The organism is Kluyvera sichuanensis (assembly GCF_040930405.1).
GTDB classification, from domain to species: Bacteria; Pseudomonadota; Gammaproteobacteria; order Enterobacterales; family Enterobacteriaceae; genus Kluyvera; species Kluyvera sichuanensis.
The window spans coordinates 4,211,222-4,231,851 of the sequence record NZ_CP162271.1; the positions used below are offsets into that span (position 1 = coordinate 4,211,222).

General features: G+C 55.5%; 24 protein-coding genes. 19 read left to right on the top strand and 5 right to left on the bottom strand.

Translation table 11 applies throughout. From position 1 onward, the window contains the following. The first annotated feature begins 132 nt into the window (after positions 1 to 132). The 8 genes from hflK to AB2B48_RS20210 all read left to right on the top strand — a co-directional run bounded on the left by hflK (position 133) and on the right by AB2B48_RS20210 (position 9,873). The gene (gene hflK, locus AB2B48_RS20175; protein WP_035893322.1) at positions 133 to 1,395 is read left to right on the top strand and encodes an FtsH protease activity modulator HflK; all 1,263 of its coding nucleotides are present in this window, start codon (positions 133 to 135) and stop codon (positions 1,393 to 1,395) included. Positions 1,396 to 1,397: 2 nt separating this feature from the next. After that, on the top strand, positions 1,398 to 2,402 hold the full coding sequence (hflC, locus tag AB2B48_RS20180; RefSeq protein ID WP_123651143.1) for a protease modulator HflC: 1,005 nt from the start codon (positions 1,398 to 1,400) through the stop codon (positions 2,400 to 2,402). A gap of 70 nt (positions 2,403 to 2,472) precedes the next feature. Further along, entirely contained in the window at positions 2,473 to 2,670 is a 198-nt protein-coding gene (locus tag AB2B48_RS20185) for a DUF2065 domain-containing protein (RefSeq protein WP_185669315.1), read from the top strand. A 102-nt stretch (positions 2,671 to 2,772) separates the two neighbouring features. After that, positions 2,773 to 4,071, top strand: a complete 1,299-nt coding sequence (gene purA / locus AB2B48_RS20190) for an adenylosuccinate synthase (protein ID WP_185669316.1) — start codon at positions 2,773 to 2,775, stop codon at positions 4,069 to 4,071. A gap of 227 nt (positions 4,072 to 4,298) precedes the next feature. Beyond that, positions 4,299 to 4,724, top strand: a complete 426-nt coding sequence (gene nsrR, locus AB2B48_RS20195; protein WP_035893314.1) for a nitric oxide-sensing transcriptional repressor NsrR — start codon at positions 4,299 to 4,301, stop codon at positions 4,722 to 4,724. Between the two features lie 38 nt (positions 4,725 to 4,762). After that, complete coding sequence (gene rnr, locus AB2B48_RS20200; protein ID WP_185669317.1) at positions 4,763 to 7,222, top strand: ribonuclease R; 2,460 nt, start codon at positions 4,763 to 4,765, stop codon at positions 7,220 to 7,222. 121 nt (positions 7,223 to 7,343) lie between these two features. Then, positions 7,344 to 8,075: a 23S rRNA (guanosine(2251)-2'-O)-methyltransferase RlmB gene (gene rlmB, locus AB2B48_RS20205; protein ID WP_035893302.1), complete on the top strand. Its 732-nt coding sequence runs from the start codon at positions 7,344 to 7,346 to the stop codon at positions 8,073 to 8,075. A 175-nt stretch (positions 8,076 to 8,250) separates the two neighbouring features. Next, positions 8,251 to 9,873 carry an isovaleryl-CoA dehydrogenase gene (locus tag AB2B48_RS20210; protein ID WP_368299991.1) on the top strand — a complete coding sequence of 541 codons (1,623 nt, stop codon included), beginning with the start codon at positions 8,251 to 8,253 and terminating at the stop codon, positions 9,871 to 9,873. A gap of 61 nt (positions 9,874 to 9,934) precedes the next feature. Here AB2B48_RS20210 and yjfN read toward each other — a convergent pair whose 3' ends face one another. Together yjfN and bsmA are read right to left on the bottom strand one after the other, a co-directional pair. After that, positions 9,935 to 10,222, bottom strand: a complete 288-nt coding sequence (gene yjfN, locus AB2B48_RS20215) for a DUF1471 family protease activator YjfN (RefSeq protein WP_305067772.1) — start codon at positions 10,220 to 10,222, stop codon at positions 9,935 to 9,937. 116 nt (positions 10,223 to 10,338) lie between these two features. Continuing rightward, positions 10,339 to 10,647, bottom strand: a complete 309-nt coding sequence (bsmA, locus tag AB2B48_RS20220; RefSeq protein WP_220439642.1) for a biofilm peroxide resistance protein BsmA — start codon at positions 10,645 to 10,647, stop codon at positions 10,339 to 10,341. Between the two features lie 206 nt (positions 10,648 to 10,853). On the opposite strand from bsmA, the gene yjfP reads away from it, so the two are divergent. Next, positions 10,854 to 11,591 (top strand): esterase, encoded by a 738-nt coding sequence (gene yjfP, locus AB2B48_RS20225; RefSeq protein WP_368299992.1) that lies wholly within the window; start codon positions 10,854 to 10,856, stop codon positions 11,589 to 11,591. Here yjfP and ulaR read toward each other — a convergent pair. Both ulaR and ulaG read right to left on the bottom strand, forming a co-directional pair. After that, complete coding sequence (gene ulaR / locus AB2B48_RS20230) at positions 11,588 to 12,343, bottom strand: HTH-type transcriptional regulator UlaR (RefSeq protein ID WP_185669322.1); 756 nt, start codon at positions 12,341 to 12,343, stop codon at positions 11,588 to 11,590. The two genes, yjfP and ulaR, sit on opposite strands and share 4 nt — an antisense overlap. Before the next feature lie 162 nt (positions 12,344 to 12,505). Beyond that, positions 12,506 to 13,570: an L-ascorbate 6-phosphate lactonase gene (gene ulaG, locus AB2B48_RS20235; protein ID WP_368299993.1), complete on the bottom strand. Its 1,065-nt coding sequence runs from the start codon at positions 13,568 to 13,570 to the stop codon at positions 12,506 to 12,508. Between the two features lie 362 nt (positions 13,571 to 13,932). On the opposite strand from ulaG, the gene ulaA reads away from it, so the two are divergent. Genes ulaA through AB2B48_RS20265 form a run of 6 tightly spaced genes read left to right on the top strand, consistent with a single transcriptional unit; the run spans position 13,933 to position 18,343 of the window. After that, the gene (gene ulaA, locus AB2B48_RS20240) at positions 13,933 to 15,333 is read left to right on the top strand and encodes a PTS ascorbate transporter subunit IIC (protein ID WP_368299994.1); all 1,401 of its coding nucleotides are present in this window, start codon (positions 13,933 to 13,935) and stop codon (positions 15,331 to 15,333) included. A 12-nt stretch (positions 15,334 to 15,345) separates the two neighbouring features. Further along, positions 15,346 to 15,651 carry a PTS ascorbate transporter subunit IIB gene (gene ulaB, locus AB2B48_RS20245; protein ID WP_185669107.1) on the top strand — a complete coding sequence of 102 codons (306 nt, stop codon included), beginning with the start codon at positions 15,346 to 15,348 and terminating at the stop codon, positions 15,649 to 15,651. 9 nt (positions 15,652 to 15,660) lie between these two features. Beyond that, positions 15,661 to 16,131, top strand: coding sequence for a PTS ascorbate transporter subunit IIA (gene ulaC / locus AB2B48_RS20250; protein WP_185669108.1), 471 nt, complete (start codon positions 15,661 to 15,663; stop codon positions 16,129 to 16,131). Positions 16,132 to 16,144: 13 nt separating this feature from the next. After that, positions 16,145 to 16,795 (top strand): 3-keto-L-gulonate-6-phosphate decarboxylase UlaD, encoded by a 651-nt coding sequence (gene ulaD, locus AB2B48_RS20255; protein WP_333012827.1) that lies wholly within the window; start codon positions 16,145 to 16,147, stop codon positions 16,793 to 16,795. Between the two features lie 10 nt (positions 16,796 to 16,805). After that, the gene (locus AB2B48_RS20260; RefSeq protein ID WP_368299995.1) at positions 16,806 to 17,660 is read left to right on the top strand and encodes an L-ribulose-5-phosphate 3-epimerase; all 855 of its coding nucleotides are present in this window, start codon (positions 16,806 to 16,808) and stop codon (positions 17,658 to 17,660) included. Next, positions 17,660 to 18,343, top strand: coding sequence for an L-ribulose-5-phosphate 4-epimerase (locus AB2B48_RS20265; protein ID WP_368299996.1), 684 nt, complete (start codon positions 17,660 to 17,662; stop codon positions 18,341 to 18,343). The genes AB2B48_RS20260 and AB2B48_RS20265 overlap by 1 nt, the downstream gene beginning before the upstream one ends. A gap of 125 nt (positions 18,344 to 18,468) precedes the next feature. Here the strand turns inward: AB2B48_RS20265 and AB2B48_RS20270 are convergent, their stop codons facing one another. Continuing rightward, positions 18,469 to 18,744 carry a DUF1471 domain-containing protein gene (locus AB2B48_RS20270; protein WP_185669112.1) on the bottom strand — a complete coding sequence of 92 codons (276 nt, stop codon included), beginning with the start codon at positions 18,742 to 18,744 and terminating at the stop codon, positions 18,469 to 18,471. 340 nt (positions 18,745 to 19,084) lie between these two features. Between AB2B48_RS20270 and rpsF the strand changes: the two genes are divergently transcribed. From rpsF to rplI, 4 genes are read left to right on the top strand one after another with little or no spacing between them, the layout of a single operon-like run. Further along, positions 19,085 to 19,480: a 30S ribosomal protein S6 gene (gene rpsF / locus AB2B48_RS20275; RefSeq protein ID WP_035893279.1), complete on the top strand. Its 396-nt coding sequence runs from the start codon at positions 19,085 to 19,087 to the stop codon at positions 19,478 to 19,480. A gap of 6 nt (positions 19,481 to 19,486) precedes the next feature. Then, positions 19,487 to 19,801, top strand: a complete 315-nt coding sequence (gene priB / locus AB2B48_RS20280; RefSeq protein WP_062776065.1) for a primosomal replication protein N — start codon at positions 19,487 to 19,489, stop codon at positions 19,799 to 19,801. 4 nt (positions 19,802 to 19,805) lie between these two features. Next, complete coding sequence (gene rpsR / locus AB2B48_RS20285; RefSeq protein WP_002210155.1) at positions 19,806 to 20,033, top strand: 30S ribosomal protein S18; 228 nt, start codon at positions 19,806 to 19,808, stop codon at positions 20,031 to 20,033. Between the two features lie 39 nt (positions 20,034 to 20,072). After that, positions 20,073 to 20,522: a 50S ribosomal protein L9 gene (rplI, locus tag AB2B48_RS20290; RefSeq protein WP_035893274.1), complete on the top strand. Its 450-nt coding sequence runs from the start codon at positions 20,073 to 20,075 to the stop codon at positions 20,520 to 20,522. The last annotated feature ends 108 nt before the right edge of the window (positions 20,523 to 20,630 follow it).

Here is a 20,630-nt window from a genome sequence, read left to right on the forward strand (position 1 = left end):
GCCCTTTGGGCACCCAGCGGTTCAGATCGCCTCAACGCGACCGTCACCACCAGGAAGGCGATGACGGTTAACCGCGAAAAGATCTGAACTGGGAAAAGGTATATCACCGCATAACAAATATGGAGCATAAACATGGCGTGGAATCAGCCCGGTAATAACGGACAAGACCGCGACCCGTGGGGAAGCAGCAATAATCAAGGCGGCAACTCCGGGGGGAATGGAAATAAAGGCGGTCGCGATCAGGGTCCGCCGGATTTGGATGATATCTTCCGTAAGCTGAGCAAAAAGCTCGGTGGATTTGGGGGCGGTAAAGGGGGTTCCGGTAACGGAAGCTCAACCCAGGGGCCGCGTAGCCCTATGGGCGGACGTATTGTCGGTATCGCTGCCGCAGCCGTTGTCGTCATCTGGGCGGCCAGCGGGTTCTATACCATTAAAGAAGCCGAGCGTGGCGTAGTGACGCGCTTTGGTAAGTTCAGCCATCTGGTTGAGCCGGGTCTGAACTGGAAGCCGACCTTCGTTGATGAAGTCACTCCAGTGAACGTTGAAGCGGTTCGCGAACTGGCCGCATCCGGCGTGATGCTGACCTCCGACGAAAACGTCGTGCGCGTTGAAATGAACGTGCAGTACCGCGTAACCGACCCGCAGAAATACCTGTTCAGCGTGACCAGCGCTGACGACAGTCTGCGTCAGGCTACCGACAGCGCCCTGCGTGGTGTTATCGGTAAGTACACCATGGACCGTATTCTGACCGAAGGTCGTACCGTTATTCGTAGCGATACCCAGCGCGAGCTGGAAGAGACCATCCGTCCGTACAACATGGGTATCACCCTGCTGGACGTCAACTTCCAGGCCGCTCGTCCGCCGGAAGAGGTGAAAGCCGCGTTCGATGATGCGATTGCCGCACGTGAGAACGAGCAGCAGTACATCCGTGAAGCGGAAGCGTACACCAACGAAGTGCAGCCACGTGCGAACGGTCAGGCGCAGCGTATTCTGGAAGAAGCGCGTGCGTATAAGACTCAGACCGTACTGGAAGCTCAGGGTGAAGTGGCGCGCTTTGCGAAAATCCTGCCGGAATATAAAGCCGCACCGCAGATTACCCGCGAGCGTCTCTATATCGAGACCATGGAAAAAGTGCTGAGCCATACCCGTAAAGTGCTGGTTAGCGACAACAAGAATGGCAACCTGATGGTACTGCCGCTGGATCAAATGCTGAAAGGCGGCAACGCCCCGGCAGCAAAGAGCGATAGCAGTGGTGCGAACAACCTGTTGCGCCTGCCGCCTGCGTCCTCTTCCAGCAGCAGCGCAAGCAACACGTCGTCTGCCAGTCAGGGCAATATCATGGACCAACGCCGCGCTAACGCGCAGCGTAACGACTACCAGCGTCAGGGGGAATAACGATGCGTAAGTCAGTTATTGCGATTATCATCATCGTGCTGGTAGTGCTTTACACCTCTATCTTCGTGGTTAAAGAAGGCGAGCGTGGGATTAAGTTCCAGTTCAGCAGCGTCGTGCGTGACGGCGACAAGAAACCGCTGATTTATGAGCCAGGCCTGCACTTCAAGGTTCCGTTCATTCAGTCGGTGAAAATGCTCGATGCCCGTATCCAGACCATGGATAACCAGGCCGACCGTTTCGTGACCAAAGAGAAAAAAGACCTGATCGTCGACTCTTACATCAAGTGGCGTATCAGCGACTTTAGCCGTTACTTCCTGGCAACCGGCGGCGGTGACGTCTCCCAGGCCGAAGTGCTGCTGAAACGTAAGTTCTCTGACCGTCTGCGTTCTGAGATTGGTCGTCTGGACGTGAAAGACATCGTTACCGACTCCCGTGGTCGTCTGACGCTGGAAGTTCGCGACGCCCTGAACTCCGGTTCTTCCGGTGCTGAAGACGAAGTGGCTACGCCCGCTGCGGATAACGCGATTGCCGAAGCCGCAGAGCGCGTAGAGCAGCAGGCAAACATCAAAGGGCCAACCATTAACCCGAACAGTATGGCGGCGTTAGGGATTGAAGTGGTCGATGTGCGTATTAAGCAGATCAACCTGCCTGCAGAGGTTTCTGAAGCTATCTACAACCGTATGCGCGCCGAGCGTGAAGCCGTAGCCCGCCGTCACCGTTCACAGGGTCAGGAAGAGGCAGAAAAACTGCGCGCTACCGCTGACTATGAAGTGACGAAGACGCTGGCAGAAGCAGAACGTCAGGGTCGTATCATGCGTGGTGAAGGTGATGCAGAAGCCGCTAAGCTGTTTGCCGATGCCTTCAGCCAGGATCCAGACTTCTATGCCTTCATCCGTAGTCTGCGTGCATACGAAGCGAGCTTCGATAGCAACCAGGACGTGATGGTACTGAGCCCGGATAGCGACTTCTTCCGTTACATGAAGAACCCAGGCACCACGACGCGTTAATCGCGCGACAGCCTGAACAAAACCACCGCCTCCTTCGGGAGTCGGTGGTTTTCTTTTATAAGGATGATCAATGAATTCCACAATCTGGCTGGCGCTTGCGCTGGTGTTAGTGTTTGAAGGTCTGGGGCCGATGCTTTATCCGAAGGCCTGGCGCAAGATGATTTCTACGATGACTCAATTACCGGATACGATGTTACGTCGATTTGGCGGCGGTCTTGTGGTCGCTGGAGTCGTGATCTACTACATGTTGACGAAAACGATTGGCTGATTAAAAAGAGAACACTAAAGCACGATTTTATGGGTAAAAAGTGCTGTATATCTGAAAAAGCGATGGTAGAATCCATTTTTAAGCAATCGGTGATTTTGAAAAATGGGTAACAACGTCGTCGTACTGGGCACCCAATGGGGTGACGAAGGTAAAGGGAAGATCGTCGATCTTCTTACTGAGCGTGCAAAATATGTTGTTCGCTATCAGGGTGGTCACAACGCGGGCCATACTCTCGTAATCAACGGTGAAAAAACCGTCCTCCATCTTATTCCATCAGGTATTCTCCGTGAGAATGTAACCAGCATCATCGGTAACGGTGTTGTGCTGTCTCCGGCTGCGCTGATGAAAGAGATGAAAGGCCTGGAAGACCGTGGTATCCCGGTTCGCGAACGTCTGCTGCTTTCCGAAGCATGCCCGTTAATCCTCGACTATCACGTCGCGCTGGATAACGCTCGCGAAAAAGCGCGCGGTGCGAAAGCTATCGGTACTACCGGTCGTGGTATCGGTCCTGCTTACGAAGATAAAGTGGCTCGTCGCGGTCTGCGCGTGGGTGACCTCTTCGATAAAGCAACCTTCGCCGACAAACTGAAAGAAGTGATGGAATATCACAACTTCCAGCTGGTGAACTTCTATAAAGCTGACGCGGTTGACTACCAGAAAGTGCTGGACGATGTGATGGCAGTTGCTGACATCCTGACCAGCATGGTTGTTGATGTTTCTGATCTGCTGGATCAGGCTCGTCAGCGCGGTGACTTCGTCATGTTCGAAGGCGCGCAGGGTACGCTGCTGGATATCGACCACGGTACCTATCCGTACGTAACCTCTTCCAACACCACCGCAGGTGGCGTAGCAACCGGTTCTGGCCTTGGCCCGCGCTATGTTGACTACGTACTGGGCATCATCAAAGCGTACTCCACTCGCGTGGGTGCTGGTCCATTCCCGACCGAACTGTTTGATGAAACCGGTGAGTTCCTGTGCAAGCAGGGTAACGAATACGGCGCCACTACCGGCCGTCGTCGTCGTACCGGCTGGCTGGACTCCGTTGCCGTGCGTCGCGCTGTACAGATCAACTCCCTGTCTGGCTTCTGCCTGACCAAGCTGGACGTTCTGGACGGCCTGAAAGAAGTGAAAATCTGCGTGGGCTACCGCATGCCGGATGGTCGCGAAGTGACCACCACTCCGCTGGCAGCTGATGATTGGGAAGGTATCGAGCCAATCTATGAAACCATGCCGGGCTGGTCTGAAACCACCTTCGGCGTGAAGGAACGTAGCGGCCTGCCACAGGCAGCGCTGGACTACATCAAGCGTATTGAAGAACTGACCGGCGTGCCGATCGATATTATTTCGACTGGTCCAGACCGTACCGAAACCATGATCCTGCGCGACCCGTTCGACGCATAATTCTGGTTCGTCGTGCAGCGCCCGATGGCGCTGCGCTTATCAGGCCTACTACTCGGTAGGCCGGATAAGACGCAAAGCGTCACCATCCGGCTTAATCGTGCGTTAAACCCTCGCTTTTTCCTTCCCGAACTGAAATAAATTAGCGGCTCAGTCGCTGGCTGGTTTATCATCAATATAATTAATATCAACAGGCTCACCCTGTTTTTCCCCTTTTTCCTGAGGTTGATGTGCAGTTAACAAGTTTTACCGATTATGGACTACGTGCGCTGATCTATATGGCGTCGCTGCCGGAAGGCAACATGACCAGCATCTCGGAGGTAACCGAGGTCTACGGCGTGTCGCGTAACCATATGGTTAAAATAATCAACCAGCTCAGTCGCGCCGGATACGTGATGGCCGTGCGGGGAAAAAATGGCGGGATCCGTCTGGGTAAACCAGCCAAGGATATCCGCGTCGGAGACGTGGTGCGTGAACTCGAACCGTTATCGCTGGTGAACTGCAGCAGCGAATTTTGCCATATTACGCCAGCCTGTCGTTTGAAACAGGCACTTGCTCAAGCCGTGCAATGTTTTCTCAAGGAGTTGGATAACTACACACTGGCTGATTTGGTTGAAAAGAATCAACCGCTATATAAATTATTGCTGGTGGAATAACGACTCCCGCCAGCAGCGATGATGACGGAGGAACCGACATGTCAAAAGATCCTTTCCTGGAACGCGAAGCAGAAAAATATTCGAATCCTATCCCGAGCCGGGAATTTATCCTCGAACACTTAACAAAACGCGAAAAACCGGCCAACCGTGAAGAACTGGCCGTCGAACTTAATATTGAAGGCGAAGAGCAGATTGAAGCGCTGCGCCGCCGCCTGCGCGCCATGGAGCGCGATGGGCAGTTAGTCTTTACCCGCCGCCAGTGCTATGCGCTGCCGGAACGTCTCGACCTGCTGAAAGGCATGGTTATCGGTCACCGCGATGGCTTCGGCTTCCTGCGCGTTGAAGGCCGTAAAGACGACCTGTATCTGTCGAGCGAACAGATGAAAATGTGCATGCACGGCGATGAAGTGCTGGCACAGCCGCTGGGCGCGGATCGTAAAGGCCGCCGCGAAGCGCGTATCGTTCGCGTACTGGTGCCGCGCAATGCGCAGATCGTCGGCCGCTACTTTACCGACGCTGGCGTGGGCTTTGTGGTCCCGGACGACAGCCGCCTGAGCTTTGATATCCTCATCCCGCCTGAGTCGGTGATGGGTGCGCGCATGGGCTTTGTGGTGGTGGTCGAACTGACCCAGCGCCCAACCCGCCGCACCAAAGCGATTGGTAAAATCGTTGAAGTGCTGGGCGACAACATGGGGACCGGCATGGCCGTTGAGATGGCGCTGCGCACCCATGAAATTCCCTACGTCTGGCCGCCAGCGGTGGAAGCACAGGTTGCCGGGCTGAAAGAGCAGGTGCCTGAAGAGGCGAAAGTGGGTCGTGTAGACCTGCGCGACCTGCCGCTGGTCACTATCGACGGCGAAGACGCTCGTGACTTCGATGATGCGGTCTACTGCGAGAAAAAACGCGGTGGCGGCTGGCGCCTGTGGGTTGCCATTGCTGACGTCAGCTACTACGTGCGCCCACCGACGCCGCTGGACGGCGAAGCGCGCAACCGTGGTACGTCGGTCTACTTCCCAACGCAGGTTGTGCCGATGCTGCCGGAAGTGCTCTCCAACGGCCTGTGCTCGCTGAACCCTCAGGTTGACCGCCTGTGTATGGTCTGCGAAATGACCATTTCGTCGAAGGGCCGTTTAACCGGCTTCAAATTCTACGAAGCGGTGATGAGCTCCCACGCGCGTCTGACCTACACCAAGGTCTGGCATATGCTGCAGGGCGACCAGGAGCTGCGTGAACAGTACGCACCGCTGGTGAAACACATTGAAGAGCTGCATAACCTCTACAAGGTGCTGGATCAGGCTCGCGCCGAGCGCGGCGGGATCTCGTTTGAGAGCGAAGAGGCGAAGTTCATCTTCAACGCCGAACGCCGCATTGAGCGTATCGAACAGACCCAGCGTAATGACGCGCACAAACTGATTGAAGAGTGCATGATCATGGCGAACATCTCGGCGGCGCGTTTCGTCGAGAAAGCTCAGGAGCCTGCGCTGTTCCGTATTCACGACAAGCCAACGACCGAAGCGATTACCGCGTTCCGTTCGGTGTTGTCTGAACTTGGCCTCGAACTGCCTGGCGGCAACAAACCGGAGCCGCGCGACTACGCCGAGCTGCTGGAATCTGTCGCCGACCGTCCTGATGCCGAGATGCTGCAAACCATGCTGCTGCGTTCAATGAAGCAGGCTATCTATGACCCGGAAAACCGCGGTCACTTTGGCCTGGCGCTGCAGTCCTATGCGCACTTCACCTCGCCGATTCGTCGTTATCCTGACCTGTCGCTGCACCGTGCCATCAAGTATCTGCTGGCGAAAGAGCAGGGTCATAAGGGCAACAGCACCGACACCGGCGGCTACCATTATTCGATGGAAGAGATGCTGCAACTGGGTCAGCACTGTTCGATGACCGAACGCCGTGCTGACGAAGCGACCCGTGATGTCTCTGACTGGCTGAAGTGTGACTTCATGCAGGATCAGGTGGGTAACGTCTTTAACGGCGTGATCGCGAGCGTGACCGGCTTTGGCTTCTTCGTGCGTCTGGACGAACTGTTCATCGATGGTCTGGTCCACGTCTCCTCGCTGGACAACGACTACTATCGCTTTGACCAGGTCGGCCAGCGTCTGATTGGTGAATCCGGCGGCCAGACCTATCGTCTGGGCGATCGCGTGGAAGTGCGCGTGGAAGCGGTCAACATGGACGAGCGTAAAATCGACTTCTCGCTGATCTCCAGCGAGCGCGGCCCGCGTAACGTCGGTAAAACCGAGCGCGAGAAAGCGAAGAAAGGCAGCGGCGGCAAGCCGAGCGCCAGCCGTCGTCGTCAGGCGGGCAAGCGCACTAACTTCGAACCGGACAGCGCCTTCCGCGGCGAGAAGAAAGGTAAAGCGAAAGCTAAACCGGCTTCAACCGAGAAAGGGGCGGCGAAGAAGGCCAAAAAGCCTTCCACCAAGACGCAAAAAATCGCCGCAGCGACCAAAGCTAAGCGTGCCGCGAAGAAGAAAGCGGCGGAATAACCCCATTCCCCTCACCCCGACCCTCTCCCCTTAGGGGCGAGGGAGAACTGTGCCCTCTCCCTTCCAGGGAGAGGGCTAGGGTGAGGGTAATCACAACGTAGAATTAACAACGAGTATATTCATGAGTGAAATGATTTACGGCATCCACGCAGTGCAGGCACTGCTGGAGCGCGCGCCTGAACGTTTTCAGGAAGTTTTTATTCTGAAAGGCCGCGACGATAAGCGCCTGATGCCGCTGATCCATGCGCTCGAAGCGCAGGGCGTGGTGATTCAGCTGGCGAACCGTCAGTTCCTGGATGAGAAAAGCGAAGGTGCCGTGCACCAGGGCATTATCGCGCGCGTGAAGCCGGGCCGTCAGTATCAGGAAAACGATCTGCCGGATCTGATCGCTTCGCTCGACAGCCCGTTCCTGCTGATCCTCGATGGTGTCACCGACCCGCATAACCTCGGCGCCTGCCTGCGTAGCGCCGACGCTGCTGGCGTGCACGCGGTTATCGTCCCGAAAGACCGTTCGGCGCAGCTGAATGCGACGGCGAAAAAAGTAGCTTGTGGCGCTGCCGAAAGCGTACCGCTTATCCGCGTAACCAACCTGGCGCGTACCATGCGTATGCTGCAGGAAGAGAGCGTCTGGATTGTGGGCACCGCCGGTGAAGCGACCCACACCCTGTATCAGAGCAAAATGACCGGCGCGATGGCGCTGGTGATGGGCGCAGAAGGTGAAGGTATGCGCCGTCTGACCCGCGAACACTGCGATGAGCTGATCAGCATTCCTATGGCGGGTACCGTATCGTCGCTGAACGTCTCCGTGGCAACCGGCATCTGCCTGTTTGAAGCGGTGCGCCAGCGTAGCTAATACACCGTTCCCGGGGTCGGCGTAAACGCCTCGCCCGGGCTACCATTCGGTAGCCCGTCCAGGCTAAGCGCCGCCGGGTTCTGCATTCAGGCCACCCTTTCGGGTGGCTTTTTTATTGTGCATCTTCCCTGACCGTCCATACTTAACAGGTTGCCCATTGACGGAGGGAGACACAATGAACTGGCAAACACACACCGTTTTTAATCAACCTATCCCCTTAAATAACAGTAACCTGTTCTTATCTGACGTTGCGCTGCGTGATGCGGTTGCCCGCTATGATGCCGGCTGGGACAGCGAGCTACTGGCGAGCATCGGCCAACAGCTCGGCACCGCCGAGTCGCTGGAGCTTGGCAGACTCGCCAACGCCCATCCTCCTGAACTATTACGCTACGATCCCCAGGGGCAGCGGCTTGACGACGTTCGCTTTCATCCCGCCTGGCATCTGCTGATGCAGGGGCTTTGCGCTAACCGGGTGCATAACCTTCCCTGGGAGGAAGAGGCCCGCAGCGGAGCGTTTGTCGCCCGCGCCGCGCGCTTTATGCTGCATGCGCAGGTGGAAGCCGGCACGCTATGCCCCATCACCATGACCTTTGCCGCTACGCCGCTGTTGCTAAAAACGCTGCCGCCGCTTTTTGCCGACTGGCGCTCGGCGCTGCTTAGCGATCGCTATGACCCGCACCAGCTGCCCGGCGCGCAGAAGCGCGGGCTTCTGATCGGCATGGGGATGACCGAAAAGCAGGGCGGTTCGGACGTGCTGAGCAACAGCACGCGGGCTGAACGACTGGAGGACGGCAGTTATCAGCTTACCGGGCATAAATGGTTCTATTCGGTGCCGCAGAGCGACGCGCATCTGGTGTTGGCGCAGGCCAGCGGTGGGTTAACCTGCTTCTTTGTGCCGCGCCTGCTGCCCGACGGCACCCGCAATGCCATTCGCCTTGAGCGGCTGAAAGACAAGCTCGGCAACCGCGCCAACGCCAGCAGCGAAGTGGAGTTCCAGCAGGCCCTCGGCTGGCCGCTAGGCGAAGAGGGCGACGGTATCCGGCAAATCCTCAGAATGGGCGGGCTAACGCGCTTTGATTGCGCGCTGGGCAGCCATAGCCTGATGCGTCGCGCGCTGTCGGTGGCGCTGTACCACGCCTTCCAGCGTCAGGCGTTTGGCCATAACCTGATCGACCTGCCGCTGATGCGCCAGGTGCTGGGGAAAATGGCGCTCCAGCTGGAAGGGCAGACCGCGTTTATGTTTCGTCTCGCCAGCGCCTGGGGCCAGAATCATCAGCCGCAGGAGGCGCTGTGGGCGCGTCTTTTCACCCCTGCGGCCAAGTTTGCTATCTGCAAGGCCGGCATTCCATTCGTGGCGGAGGCGATGGAAGTGCTGGGCGGGATTGGCTACTGCGAAGAGAGTGAGTTGCCGCGCCTGTACCGGGAGATGCCGGTGAACAGCATCTGGGAAGGCTCGGGCAATATCATGTGTCTTGATGTGCTGCGGGTGCTGGTGAAGCAGCCTGACGCAATGGCGCTGCTGGTGGTCGAATGCAATGAGGTGAAGGGCCAGGATCGTCATTTCGACCGGCACTGGCGACAGCTGCAGCAGCGGCTGCGTAAGCCTTCTGAATCTCAGGGACGTGAAATTACGCATCAGCTGTACCTGCTGGGGGTTGGTGCGCAGATGCTGCGTCATGCGTCGCCACCGATGGCTCAGGCCTGGTGTAGGATGATGTTGGATCCGCGAGGCGGTGCGTTGCTAAGCGAAGCGGTGATTAATGACCTGCTGTGTCGGGCGACGGGCGGAGGACGATAGGCAAGAGAAGCGGGTGGAAGAGGCGCGACAAGCGTAACGCTTCTTCCACTAGTGACGAGTGTTAGGCATAGATAATCGCCTGTGCACGCCAGTTATCCTGCTGGGGCTCTTCATACATCTGCACAATACGATACCAGGAAGCGCCTTGTTCATCCGCCTTACGAGCGATGACCTGTTCGACATCTTCCAGGCTTCCGGTGACGTTATTCACCGAAATCAGCCCAATTTCATTTAGCCCCGTTACGCAGTCTGCGCTGGCGAACTCTGCAGATTGCGCCGCCGCGGCATGGCTGCCGCCTGACAAAAGCAGGGTAGATAAGGTAAGTGTTTGTTTCATCGTCAGCTCCATTTCACATAACCCAGTGGGGGCAGTCCATAGCAGACGCATATCCTGTATCCAGACAGAGGCGCCATTGTGCATCAGGGAAACGTGAAACGGTGCAAACCTACGTAAAGCTCGTAAAACTACTTACGGTAGAGGATGGCCTGCGCGTACCACTGGCCCGGCACTACGGTGTCATCCATCATGACGATCACGTAGTAATCTGCCTTTTGCGCGGTGACTTTCTCTTTGATAGACGCTTCAACATCCATCGGAGAGCCAAACACCAACGCGCTAACCGTACCCATGCGCTGCAAACCTTCCGTCTGGTTGCGACGAATCTCCTGCGGGTGATCGGTGACCGGTGGAGGCGCTTCAGGGGTGCCTTCCAGAATGGTACAACCGCTCAACAAGAGCGCCAGCAACAGTGGGATAAACCGTCGTTTAGCCATTTCCCGTTTCCTGATAGTCATAGTGTAGTGGGGAAAGCATTTCGCTTTAGGCGAATGTTCCTGATTTGTTAACCATAGCGCTATTTTCGAATGAAAATATCACGATTTCGTAACCGGGTTCTCAATGTTATAAATCAGGGGTATTGTCGTCATCATACTGCATCAATTTTCGTATGCCATATCAGCATAGCTAAAGGAGATAACTCATGATTGAACTGGAAATGCGCACCCTGGCAGGACAGCAAATTTTGCATGCTTACCCAAAGGGATGTAGTGAAAAGGCGCTTCCCAGCATAGTGTTTTATCACGGTTTCACCTCGTCGAACGTTGTTTATAGCTATTTTGCCGTAGCGCTGGCGCAGGCGGGCTTTCGGGTGGTGATGCCCAACGCCGCCGAGCATGGGGAACGCTTCAACGGTGATGGCGCCGAGCGGTTACAGCATTTCTGGCAGATTCTGGTGCAGAACTTTACCGAGTTCCCGACGCTGCGTGATGCGCTGTTGGCAAGCGGGCTGGTGAGCGACGGGCGGTTAGCGGTGGCAGGAGCCTCGATGGGCGGTATGACCGCGCTGGGGCTGATGGCGCAGCATCCGGGGGTGAAATGTGTGGCAAGCCTGATGGGCTCGGGCTATTTCTCCTCGCTCTCCCAAACGTTATTCCCGCCGTCTGCGGCAAACGCTATTGAGAAGGCACGCCTGCTGGCTCCGCTGGCGAAATGGGATATCGGGCACCAGCTGGCGCGTCTGGCGGACAGGCCTTTGCTGTTATGGCATGGAGAAGAGGATGATGTAGTGCCAGCGGGGGAGACGTTCCGGCTTCAGCAGGCGCTGCGTGAAGCTGAACTGGATGAACACCTCACCTGCGTCTGGCAGGCGGGCGTTCGCCACCGTATTACGCCTGAAGCGCTGGACAGTACGGTGGCCTTTTTCCGCCAGCATCTTTAAACGCGGATGACCTTCACGCCCTGATCCTCAAGCTTCTTGAGGATCTCCGCGTCAGCCTGCTTGCCGGTGATCAGCATATCGATCTCATCGGCGCGACTGAACAGCATGCCCGCTCGTTCGCCAACCTTGCTGCTATCGACCAGTACGACAAGCTTGCCCACCACGTTCAGCATTTTCTGTTCTGCCATGGCGGTGAGCATGTCGGTTTTGTATAACCCTTCCGCCGTCAGCCCTTTGCCGCTGGTAAACATCCAGTGTCCGGCGTACAGGCTGTTTTCGCTGCCCTGTGGGCTGAGCGTGATGGCGTGGCTGCGGTTGTACTGCCCGCCCATAATGATCACGCTGTCGTGCTCTTGATCGATAAGGTAATTTGCCAGCGGCAGGTAGTTGGTGATGATCTGCACCGGTTTACCGCAGATCTCCTGGCCGACCAGGAAAGCGGTCGAGCCGCAGTTGATCACCACGCTTTCACCGGGCATCACCAGCTGCGACGCCGCTTTCGCGATGCGCACTTTCTCGTCGTGATTTTGTGCCTGATGAATGTTCATCGGTGACCAGCGCGGGCGCTGCTGGTTTACGGCCTCGGCGCCGTTGCGCACTTTTTTCAGCTTGCCGCTTTCATCAAGCTTGTTGATGTCCCTGCGGGCCGTGGCGGGTGAGATCCCCAGACGGGAAATCACCTGCTCTACTGTTATAAAACCCGCTTGCGCCAGCAGGTCCAGTAGAATCTGATGTCTTTGCGCTTCCGTCATGAGCTAATCCGAAAAAAAATGATGATTAAAGATGATATTTGAAAAATAGCCAAAATACTAAAAGTATATGCGGGGGAGAGTGTTCCCCGGCGTCGCTGCGCTCGGCCGGGCTACCTGGGAATTCGTAGTCCGGCCGAGCGCAGCGACGCCGGGAATGTGCAATTATAAGAACGATTTAAACGGCAGATCCGGCTCAATGGTAAAGCAATCGTCGAAGCCACGCGGATAGTGATATTCGAAATTATCTTTATCCAGCGGCCAGGTAAACTTGCCGCCAACCTGCCAGATAAACGGCTTAAATCCGTATTTCAGACGGTCTTTTTTCATCTCCCACAGCACGCGAATTTCCTGCGGATCGGCCTGGAAGTTTGACCAGATATCGTGGTGGAAAGGGATCACCACTTTGGTGTTCAGCGCTTCGGCCATACGCAGCATATCGGCGCTGGTCATTTTGTCGGTGATCCCGCGCGGGTTCTCGCCGTAGGAGCCCAGCGCGACGTCGATATGGTGCTCGTTGCCGTGCTTGGCGTAGTAGTTGGAGTAGTGGGAGTCGCCGCTGTGATACAGGGTGCCGCCCGGCGTTTTGAACAGGTAGTTTACGGCACGCGCGTCCATACCGTCCGGCAGCACGCCAGCGGCTTTTTGATCGGCAGGTAGCGTAATCAGCGCGGTACGGTCAAAGGCATCAAGCGCATGAATTTCAATATCCTTTATCTTCACCACGTCGCCCGGTTTCACCACGATGCAGCGCTCTTTTGGCACGCCCCAGCCCACCCACAGATCGACGCAGGTTTGTGGCCCGATAAATGGCACATCGTCCGCGCAGTTCTGCATGACGGCGGCCGCCACGTTCACATCGATATGATCGTTATGATCGTGGGTCGCCAACACGGCGTCGATCTGACGAATGGCAAACGGATCCAGCACAAACGGCGTGGTGCGCAGATTCGGCTGTAATTTTTTTACCCCCGCCATGCGCTGCATCTGATGACCCTGCTTCATCAGCGGGTTGCCGTGGCTCTGTTTCCCCGTACCACACCAGAAATCGACGCAGACGTTGGTGCCGCCCTGTGATTTCAGCCAGATACCGGTGCAGCCCAGCCACCACATCGCAAAAGTGCCCGGCGCGACCTGCTCCTGCTCGATCTCTTCATTCAGCCAGCTACCCCACTCTGGGAAGGTGCTCAGAATCCAGGATTCTCGCGAGATGGTCTCAACTTTACTCATCGTGTTTTCCTCTTAAATCGTCATAAGTAATCATATTGTGATTTGTTATGATTGATGTTGTCACCGTTTTTTCATTATTGCAATGATGTTTTTTGACGTGTGAGAGGACGATCTCAATGGCTGGTAACCATAAATCAATAATTGTTAACCTATATTCTATTTCCAATTAATTGATTTAATTGAATTAATTTGGTGTTTTCTGAATGGTTATTAATTCCATTCTTTAAATGTGCTTATTATTGCGGTGCGCGTCACATTTAATCAAATTGCATCTTTTTGTGATTATTTTTGATTATTAGAGTGTGTCACACCACCGCTGAGCAGGGTTGCTGGTTCAGCCACTTCATTTATCGGAGAGCGTTATGGAGATCCTCTACAACATCTTTACCGTCTTTTTTAATCAGGTGATGACCAACGCCCCGCTGCTGCTGGGTATCGTGACCTGTCTCGGCTATATCCTGCTGCGTAAAAGCGTCAGCGTGATTATCAAAGGCACCATCAAAACGATTATCGGTTTTATGCTGCTGCAGGCGGGGTCCGGCATCCTGACCAGCACCTTCAAACCGGTGGTAGCAAAGATGTCCGAGGTCTACGGCATCAACGGTGCCATCTCTGATACCTACGCTTCAATGATGGCAACCATCGAACGAATGGGCGATGCCTATAGCTGGGTGGGATATGCGGTGCTGTTAGCGTTGGCGCTGAACATCTGCTACGTACTGCTGCGGCGTATTACGGGGATCCGCACCATCATGCTCACCGGGCACATCATGTTCCAGCAGGCCGGCCTGATTGCGGTGTTCTTCTATATCTGCGGCTACTCGATGTGGACCACCATTATCTGCACCGCGGTGCTGGTGTCGCTCTACTGGGGCATTACCTCCAACATGATGTACAAGCCGACCCAGAAAGTGACGGACAACTGCGGCTTCTCCATCGGTCACCAGCAGCAGTTTGCTTCATGGATTGCCTACAAGGTGGCGCCGTTCCTCGGTAAAAAAGAGGAGAGCGTGGAGGATCTGAAGCTGCCGGGCTGGCTCAATATCTTCCATGACAACATTGTCTCCACCGCCATCGTGATGACGGTCTTCTTCGGCGCGATTCTGCTGTCGTTCGGTCTGGACGTGGTGCAGGCGATGGCCGGGAAAACCCACTGGACTATCTACATTCTGCAAACCGGCTTCTCGTTTGCGGTGGCGATTTTCATCATCACCCAGGGCGTACGTATGTTCGTCGCCGAGTTGTCCGAAGCCTTTAACGGTATCTCTCAGCGTCTGATCCCCGGTGCCGTACTGGCGATTGACTGCGCCGCCATTTATAGCTTCGCGCCAAACGCCGTCGTATGGGGCTTTATGTGGGGCACCATCGGCCAGCTGATTGCCGTGGGCATTCTTGTCGGCTGCGGCTCTTCCATCCTGATTATTCCTGGCTTTATCCCGATGTTCTTCTCCAACGCCACCATCGGCGTCTTTGCCAACCACTTCGGCGGCTGGCGCGCGGCGCTCAAGATTTGTCTGGTGATGGGGATGATCGAAATCTTCGGCTGCGTATGGGCGGTGAAACTGACCGGCATGAGCGCCTGGATGGGGATGGCCGACTGGTCAATTCTGGCACCGCCGATGATGCAGGGCTTTGCCTCCATCGGGCTGATTTTCATGGCCGTCATTATCGTGATTGCCCTGGCTTATATGTTCTTCGCTGGCCGCACCCTGCGTGCCGAAGAAGATGCGGAAAAACAAATGGCAGAAGTTTCTGCTCACTAAGGAGTGTTGATTATGACCGTACGTATCCTGGCTGTATGTGGTTGTGGGCAAGGCAGCTCCATGATTATGAAGATGAAAGTCGACCAGTTCCTCAAAGAGCAGGGCGTTGATCACACGGTAAACAGCTGTGCGGTAGGCGAGTACAAAAGCGAGCTGAGCGGGGCCGACATCATTATCGCCTCCACCCACGTGGCGAGCGAAATCACCGTCTCCGGCAACAAATACGTGGTGGGCGTACGCAATATGCTCTCGGCGGCCGATTTTGGTCCGAAGCTGATGGAAGTCATCAGCGCGCATTTCCCGAAAGACGTGAAGTAAGGACAACCTATGAAGCTACGTGATTCATTGGCGGAGAATAAATCCATCCGCCTGCAGGCGGAAGCCAATAGCTGGCAGGAGGCGGTCAAAGTGGGCGTGGATCTGCTGGTGGAGGCTGGTGTGGTAGAGCCGCGCTACTTCCAGGCGATTCTGGATGGCGTTGAGCGCTTCGGCCCGTACTTCGTTATTGCCCCAGGTCTGGCGATGCCGCATGGCCGCCCTGAAGAAGGGGTGAAGAAAAACGGTTTTGCATTAGTCACCCTGAAAACCCCGATGGTGTTTAACCACGAAGACAACGACCCGGTCGATATTCTCATCACCCTGGCGGCGGTCGATGCTCGCACCCATCAGGAAGAGGGCATCATGCAGATCGTCAATCTGTTTGAAGATGAAGCCAATTTCGACCGTTTACGCGCCTGCCGCACCGAGCAGGAAGTGCTGGATTTAATCGATAGCGCCACTCTGGCGGCGACAGCTTAAGAAGGAATTGAATATGTCATTACCGATGTTGCAGGTTGCGCTGGATAACCAGACGCTGTCCCACGCCTACGAAACCACCCGCCTGATTGCGGAAGAGGTTGATATCATTGAAGTCGGCACCATTCTTTGCGTTGGCGAAGGGGTGCGCGCGGTGCGCGACCTTAAGGCGCTGTACCCGCATAAAATCGTGCTGGCCGATGCCAAAATTGCCGACGCGGGCAAAATCCTCTCCCGTATGTGTTTTGAAGCTAATGCTGACTGGGTCACCGTGATCTGCTGTGCGGATATCAACACCGCCAAGGGCGCGCTGGACGTGGCAAAAGAGTTTAACGGCGACGTGCAGATTGAACTGACCGGCTACTGGACCTGGGAGCAGGCCAGAGAGTGGCGTGATGCGGGCATTCAGCAGGTAGTCTATCACCGCAGTCGCGACGCGCAGGCAGCGGGCGTGGCGTGGGGCGAGGCGGATATCAGCGCCATCAAACGTCTGGCAGAGATGGGCTTTAAAGTGACCGTCACCGGGGGGCTGGCGCTAGAAGACCTGCCGCTGTTCGCGGGTATTCCTATTCACGTCTTTATTGCCGGTCGTAGCATTCGTGACGCGGCGTCTCCAGTAGAAGCTGCGCGTCAGTTCAAGCGTTCTATTGCGCAGCTTTGGGGCTAAGGAGCGGCCTATGTTGTCGAAACAGACACCGCTTGGCATCTATGAAAAAGCGCTCCCTGCCGGGGAGTGCTGGCTGGAGCGCCTGCGTCTGGCAAAAGCGCTGGGCTTTGATTTCGTTGAAATGTCGGTGGATGAAACCGACGAGCGCCTGTCGCGCCTCGACTGGAGCCGCGAGCAGCGCCTGGCATTGGTAAGCGCAATTGCGGAAACTGGCGTGCGGGTGCCGTCGATGTGCCTGAGCGCCCATCGTCGCTTCCCACTGGGCTGTGAAGATGATGACGTTCGCAACCAGGGGCTGGAGATTATGCGTAAAGCTATCCGCTTCGCGCAGGATATCGGTATCCGGGTGATTCAACTGGCGGGATACGACGTCTATTACCAACAGGCGAATGACGAAACGCGTCGGCGTTTTCGCGACGGCCTGAAGGAGAGCGTTGAAATGGCCAGCCGCGCGCAGGTCACGCTGGCGATGGAGATCATGGATTACCCACTGATGAACTCCATCAGTAAGGCGCTCGGTTATGCGCACTACCTGAATAACCCGTGGTTCCAGCTTTACCCGGACATCGGCAACCTGTCGGCGTGGGATAACGACGTGCAGATGGAACTGCAGGCCGGGATAGGGCATATCGTCGCCGTGCACGTGAAAGACACCAAACCCGGCGTCTTTAAAAACGTTCCCTTTGGTGAAGGCGTTGTCGATTTTGAACGTTGTTTTGAAACGCTGCGCGAGAGCGGCTACTGCGGCCCGTATCTGATTGAGATGTGGAGTGAAACCTCGGACGACCCGGCGGGTGAAGTGGCAAAAGCGCGCGATTGGGTGAAGGCCAAAATGGCCCGCGCCGGGCTGGTGGAGGCGGCATAATGCAAAAGCTAAAACAGCAGGTGTTTGATGCCAATATGGATTTGCCGCGCTATGGTCTGGTGACCTTTACCTGGGGCAACGTCAGCGCTATCGACCGTGAACGCGGCCGGGTGGTGATTAAGCCCAGCGGGGTGGCGTATGAGACCATGACCGTGGATGACATGGTCGTTGTGGATATGGACGGCAACGTGGTTGAAGGGCACTATCGCCCTTCTTCCGACACCGCAACGCACCTGGCCATGTATCGCCGCTACCCGTCTCTTGGCGGCGTAGTGCATACCCATTCTACGCATGCGACCGCGTGGGCGCAGGCCGGGCTGGCCATTCCTGCACTCGGCACGACCCATGCGGACTATTTCTTTGGCGATATTCCCTGTACTCGGGCGTTAACCGAAGCCGAAGTGCAGGGCGAATATGAGCTGAACACCGGCAAGGTGATCATCGAGACGCTGGGTGACGTTGAGCCATTACATACGCCGGGAATGGTGGTGTATCAGCATGGCCCGTTTGCCTGGGGGAAAGACGCGCACGACGCGGTGCATAACGCGGTGGTGATGGAAGAGGTGGCAAGAATGGCGTGGATTGCGCGCGGTATCAACCCGGCGCTTAGCCCGATCGACCGCTACCTGATGAACAAACACTTTATGCGTAAGCATGGCCCGAACGCGTATTACGGGCAGTGATCGTTAACCTAAAAATTGTGCTCCGGGATTTGTACGCCTTCGGGATGTTACTGGTCTGATTCCGGGGCCTTTTTACGGCAGGCGTTCTTCGCCCTCAGTGCGGGGGCGAAGAACGAAGCACGGGATTAGCGATACAGCGCAGCGCTCGCGTGGATCAAACCGTTGCTTCCGGGCTCATGTATCAGGATGGGCTGAAAATATTTCGCCCCCTGAGCATCGCTCTCCTGACTGAGCGCCTGGTCGGCCTCTTGCTCAGTGGCGATATTATGGTTGATATAGATAACCCCCAGGCTCTGAACATCGTCCATGTTACGTGCCTGATGGCCATCGATCTTAATGGCAGCCTGTGCGCTGGCGCTTGCCAGTAACACAGCCATTGCGGCAATGACGATAGATTTCATACTCGACTCCTTACTGACAGTCCTGGCGCTAACGCGGGGGCTCTCCTCTTGCTGTGGTTGACTACTGACTTAATTGTAATCGGTCTTTGGCAGGTGTATGGCGACCTTTTCTGATGCTGTTGTTCAAAAAATTGCCGCATTCGGGGCTGTTTAATTTTAAATCACTGACTTAGGTCGACTTTGCGTTTTGTGTGAATTTTTTGCGCAATCAGCTTGAGTTTCCCGGGGCTGGCAAGTATTATTACGCGTCATTTTTCAGCCGACCTTTAACACGTTCCTTGCCTCCATGGGCCTCGGCTGACCCAGACAGGAGGCTGAATAATCCGTAAGGAGCAATTCGATGCGTCATTACGAAATCGTTTTTATGGTCCATCCTGACCAGAGCGAACAGGTTCCGGGTATGATCGAGCGCTACACTGGTGCAATCACTGCAGCAGAAGGCACGATCCACCGTCTGGAAGACTGGGGCCGCCGTCAGCTGGCTTACCCGATCAACAAACTGCACAAAGCTCACTACGTTCTGCTGAACGTTGAAGCGCCGCAGGAAGTGATCGATGAGCTGGAAACTAACTTCCGCTTCAACGATGCCGTTATCCGCAGCATGGTTATGCGTACTAAGCACGCTGTTACCGAAGCGTCTCCGATGGTTAAAGCGAAAGACGAGCGTCGTGAACGTCGCGATGATTTCGCAAACGAAACCTCAGATGATGCTGAAGCTGGGGATTCTGAAGAGTAATTTCTGATGACCAATCGTCTGGTGTTATCCGGCACAGTGTGCAGAACACCGCTTCGCAAGGTCAGCCCATCAGGAATTCCTCATTGCCAGTTCGTGCTTGAGCATCGTTCTGTGCAGGAGGAAGCCGGTTTTCACCGGCAGGCGTGGTGCCAAATGCCCGTTATTATTAGCGGACACGAAAACCAGGCCATTACTCACAGTATAACGGTCGGTAGTGCAGTCACCGTTCAGGGTTTTATCTGTTGCCACAAAGCAAAGAATGGCCTGAGCAAAATGGTTCTGCATGCCGAGCAGATTGAATTGATAGATTCTGGAGACTAGCCATATGGCACGTTATTTCCGTCGTCGCAAGTTCTGCCGTTTCACCGCGGAAGGCGTTGTTGAGATCGATTACAAAGACATCGCAACGTTGAAAAACTACATTACCGAAAGCGGTAAAATTGTCCCGAGCCGTATCACCGGTACTCGTGCAAAATACCAGCGTCAGCTGGCTCGCTGCATCAAGCGTGCTCGCTACCTGTCCCTGCTGCCGTATACCGATCGTCATCAGTAATCGGCCGCCGTCTATTAACGACTTTAAGAGGATAAGGTAATGCAAGTTATTCTGCTTGATAAAGTAGCAAACCTGGGCACCCTGGGTGATCAAGTTAACGTTAAAGCGGGCTACGCTCGTAACTTCCTGGTACCACAGGGCAAAGCTGTTCCTGCTACCAAGAAAAACGTTGAATTCTTCGAAGCACGTCGTGCAGAACTGGAAGCCAAACTGGCTGACGTTCTGGGCGCTGCAGAAGCTCGTGCTGCACAGATCGTAGCACTGGAATCAGTAACCATCGCGTCTAAAGCAGGCGACGAAGGTAAACTGTTCGGTTCCATCGGTACTCGCGACATCGCTGATGCAGTTACTGCAGCTGGCGTTAAAGTTGCGAAGAGCGAAGTTCGTCTGCCGAACGGCGTTCTGCGTACTGTTGGCGAGCACGAAGTGGACTTCCAGGTTCACAGCGAAGTATTCGCTAAAGTTATCATCAACGTTGTTGCTGCTTAATCAGCAACCCACGTTTTGGTAACAACAAACCGCCGGCCTTGTGCCGGCGTTTTGCTTTTTAGACCTCCCCACTTTTCGACTGGCTATCTTTCATCCTTTTCGCGATAA

Coding starts and splice junctions, on each gene's coding strand:
- hflK (WP_035893322.1), top strand. CDS start 133: ATGGCGTGGAATCAGCCCGGTAATAACGGACAAGACCGCGACCCGTGG.
- hflC (WP_123651143.1), top strand. CDS start 1,398: ATGCGTAAGTCAGTTATTGCGATTATCATCATCGTGCTGGTAGTGCTT.
- AB2B48_RS20185 (WP_185669315.1), top strand. CDS start 2,473: ATGAATTCCACAATCTGGCTGGCGCTTGCGCTGGTGTTAGTGTTTGAA.
- purA (WP_185669316.1), top strand. CDS start 2,773: ATGGGTAACAACGTCGTCGTACTGGGCACCCAATGGGGTGACGAAGGT.
- rnr (WP_185669317.1), top strand. CDS start 4,763: ATGTCAAAAGATCCTTTCCTGGAACGCGAAGCAGAAAAATATTCGAAT.
- rlmB (WP_035893302.1), top strand. CDS start 7,344: ATGAGTGAAATGATTTACGGCATCCACGCAGTGCAGGCACTGCTGGAG.
- AB2B48_RS20210 (WP_368299991.1), top strand. CDS start 8,251: ATGAACTGGCAAACACACACCGTTTTTAATCAACCTATCCCCTTAAAT.
- yjfN (WP_305067772.1), bottom strand. CDS start 10,222: ATGGAGCTGACGATGAAACAAACACTTACCTTATCTACCCTGCTTTTG.
- bsmA (WP_220439642.1), bottom strand. CDS start 10,647: ATGGCTAAACGACGGTTTATCCCACTGTTGCTGGCGCTCTTGTTGAGC.
- yjfP (WP_368299992.1), top strand. CDS start 10,854: ATGATTGAACTGGAAATGCGCACCCTGGCAGGACAGCAAATTTTGCAT.
- ulaR (WP_185669322.1), bottom strand. CDS start 12,343: ATGACGGAAGCGCAAAGACATCAGATTCTACTGGACCTGCTGGCGCAA.
- ulaG (WP_368299993.1), bottom strand. CDS start 13,570: ATGAGTAAAGTTGAGACCATCTCGCGAGAATCCTGGATTCTGAGCACC.
- ulaA (WP_368299994.1), top strand. CDS start 13,933: ATGGAGATCCTCTACAACATCTTTACCGTCTTTTTTAATCAGGTGATG.
- ulaB (WP_185669107.1), top strand. CDS start 15,346: ATGACCGTACGTATCCTGGCTGTATGTGGTTGTGGGCAAGGCAGCTCC.
- ulaC (WP_185669108.1), top strand. CDS start 15,661: ATGAAGCTACGTGATTCATTGGCGGAGAATAAATCCATCCGCCTGCAG.
- ulaD (WP_333012827.1), top strand. CDS start 16,145: ATGTCATTACCGATGTTGCAGGTTGCGCTGGATAACCAGACGCTGTCC.
- AB2B48_RS20260 (WP_368299995.1), top strand. CDS start 16,806: ATGTTGTCGAAACAGACACCGCTTGGCATCTATGAAAAAGCGCTCCCT.
- AB2B48_RS20265 (WP_368299996.1), top strand. CDS start 17,660: ATGCAAAAGCTAAAACAGCAGGTGTTTGATGCCAATATGGATTTGCCG.
- AB2B48_RS20270 (WP_185669112.1), bottom strand. CDS start 18,744: ATGAAATCTATCGTCATTGCCGCAATGGCTGTGTTACTGGCAAGCGCC.
- rpsF (WP_035893279.1), top strand. CDS start 19,085: ATGCGTCATTACGAAATCGTTTTTATGGTCCATCCTGACCAGAGCGAA.
- priB (WP_062776065.1), top strand. CDS start 19,487: ATGACCAATCGTCTGGTGTTATCCGGCACAGTGTGCAGAACACCGCTT.
- rpsR (WP_002210155.1), top strand. CDS start 19,806: ATGGCACGTTATTTCCGTCGTCGCAAGTTCTGCCGTTTCACCGCGGAA.
- rplI (WP_035893274.1), top strand. CDS start 20,073: ATGCAAGTTATTCTGCTTGATAAAGTAGCAAACCTGGGCACCCTGGGT.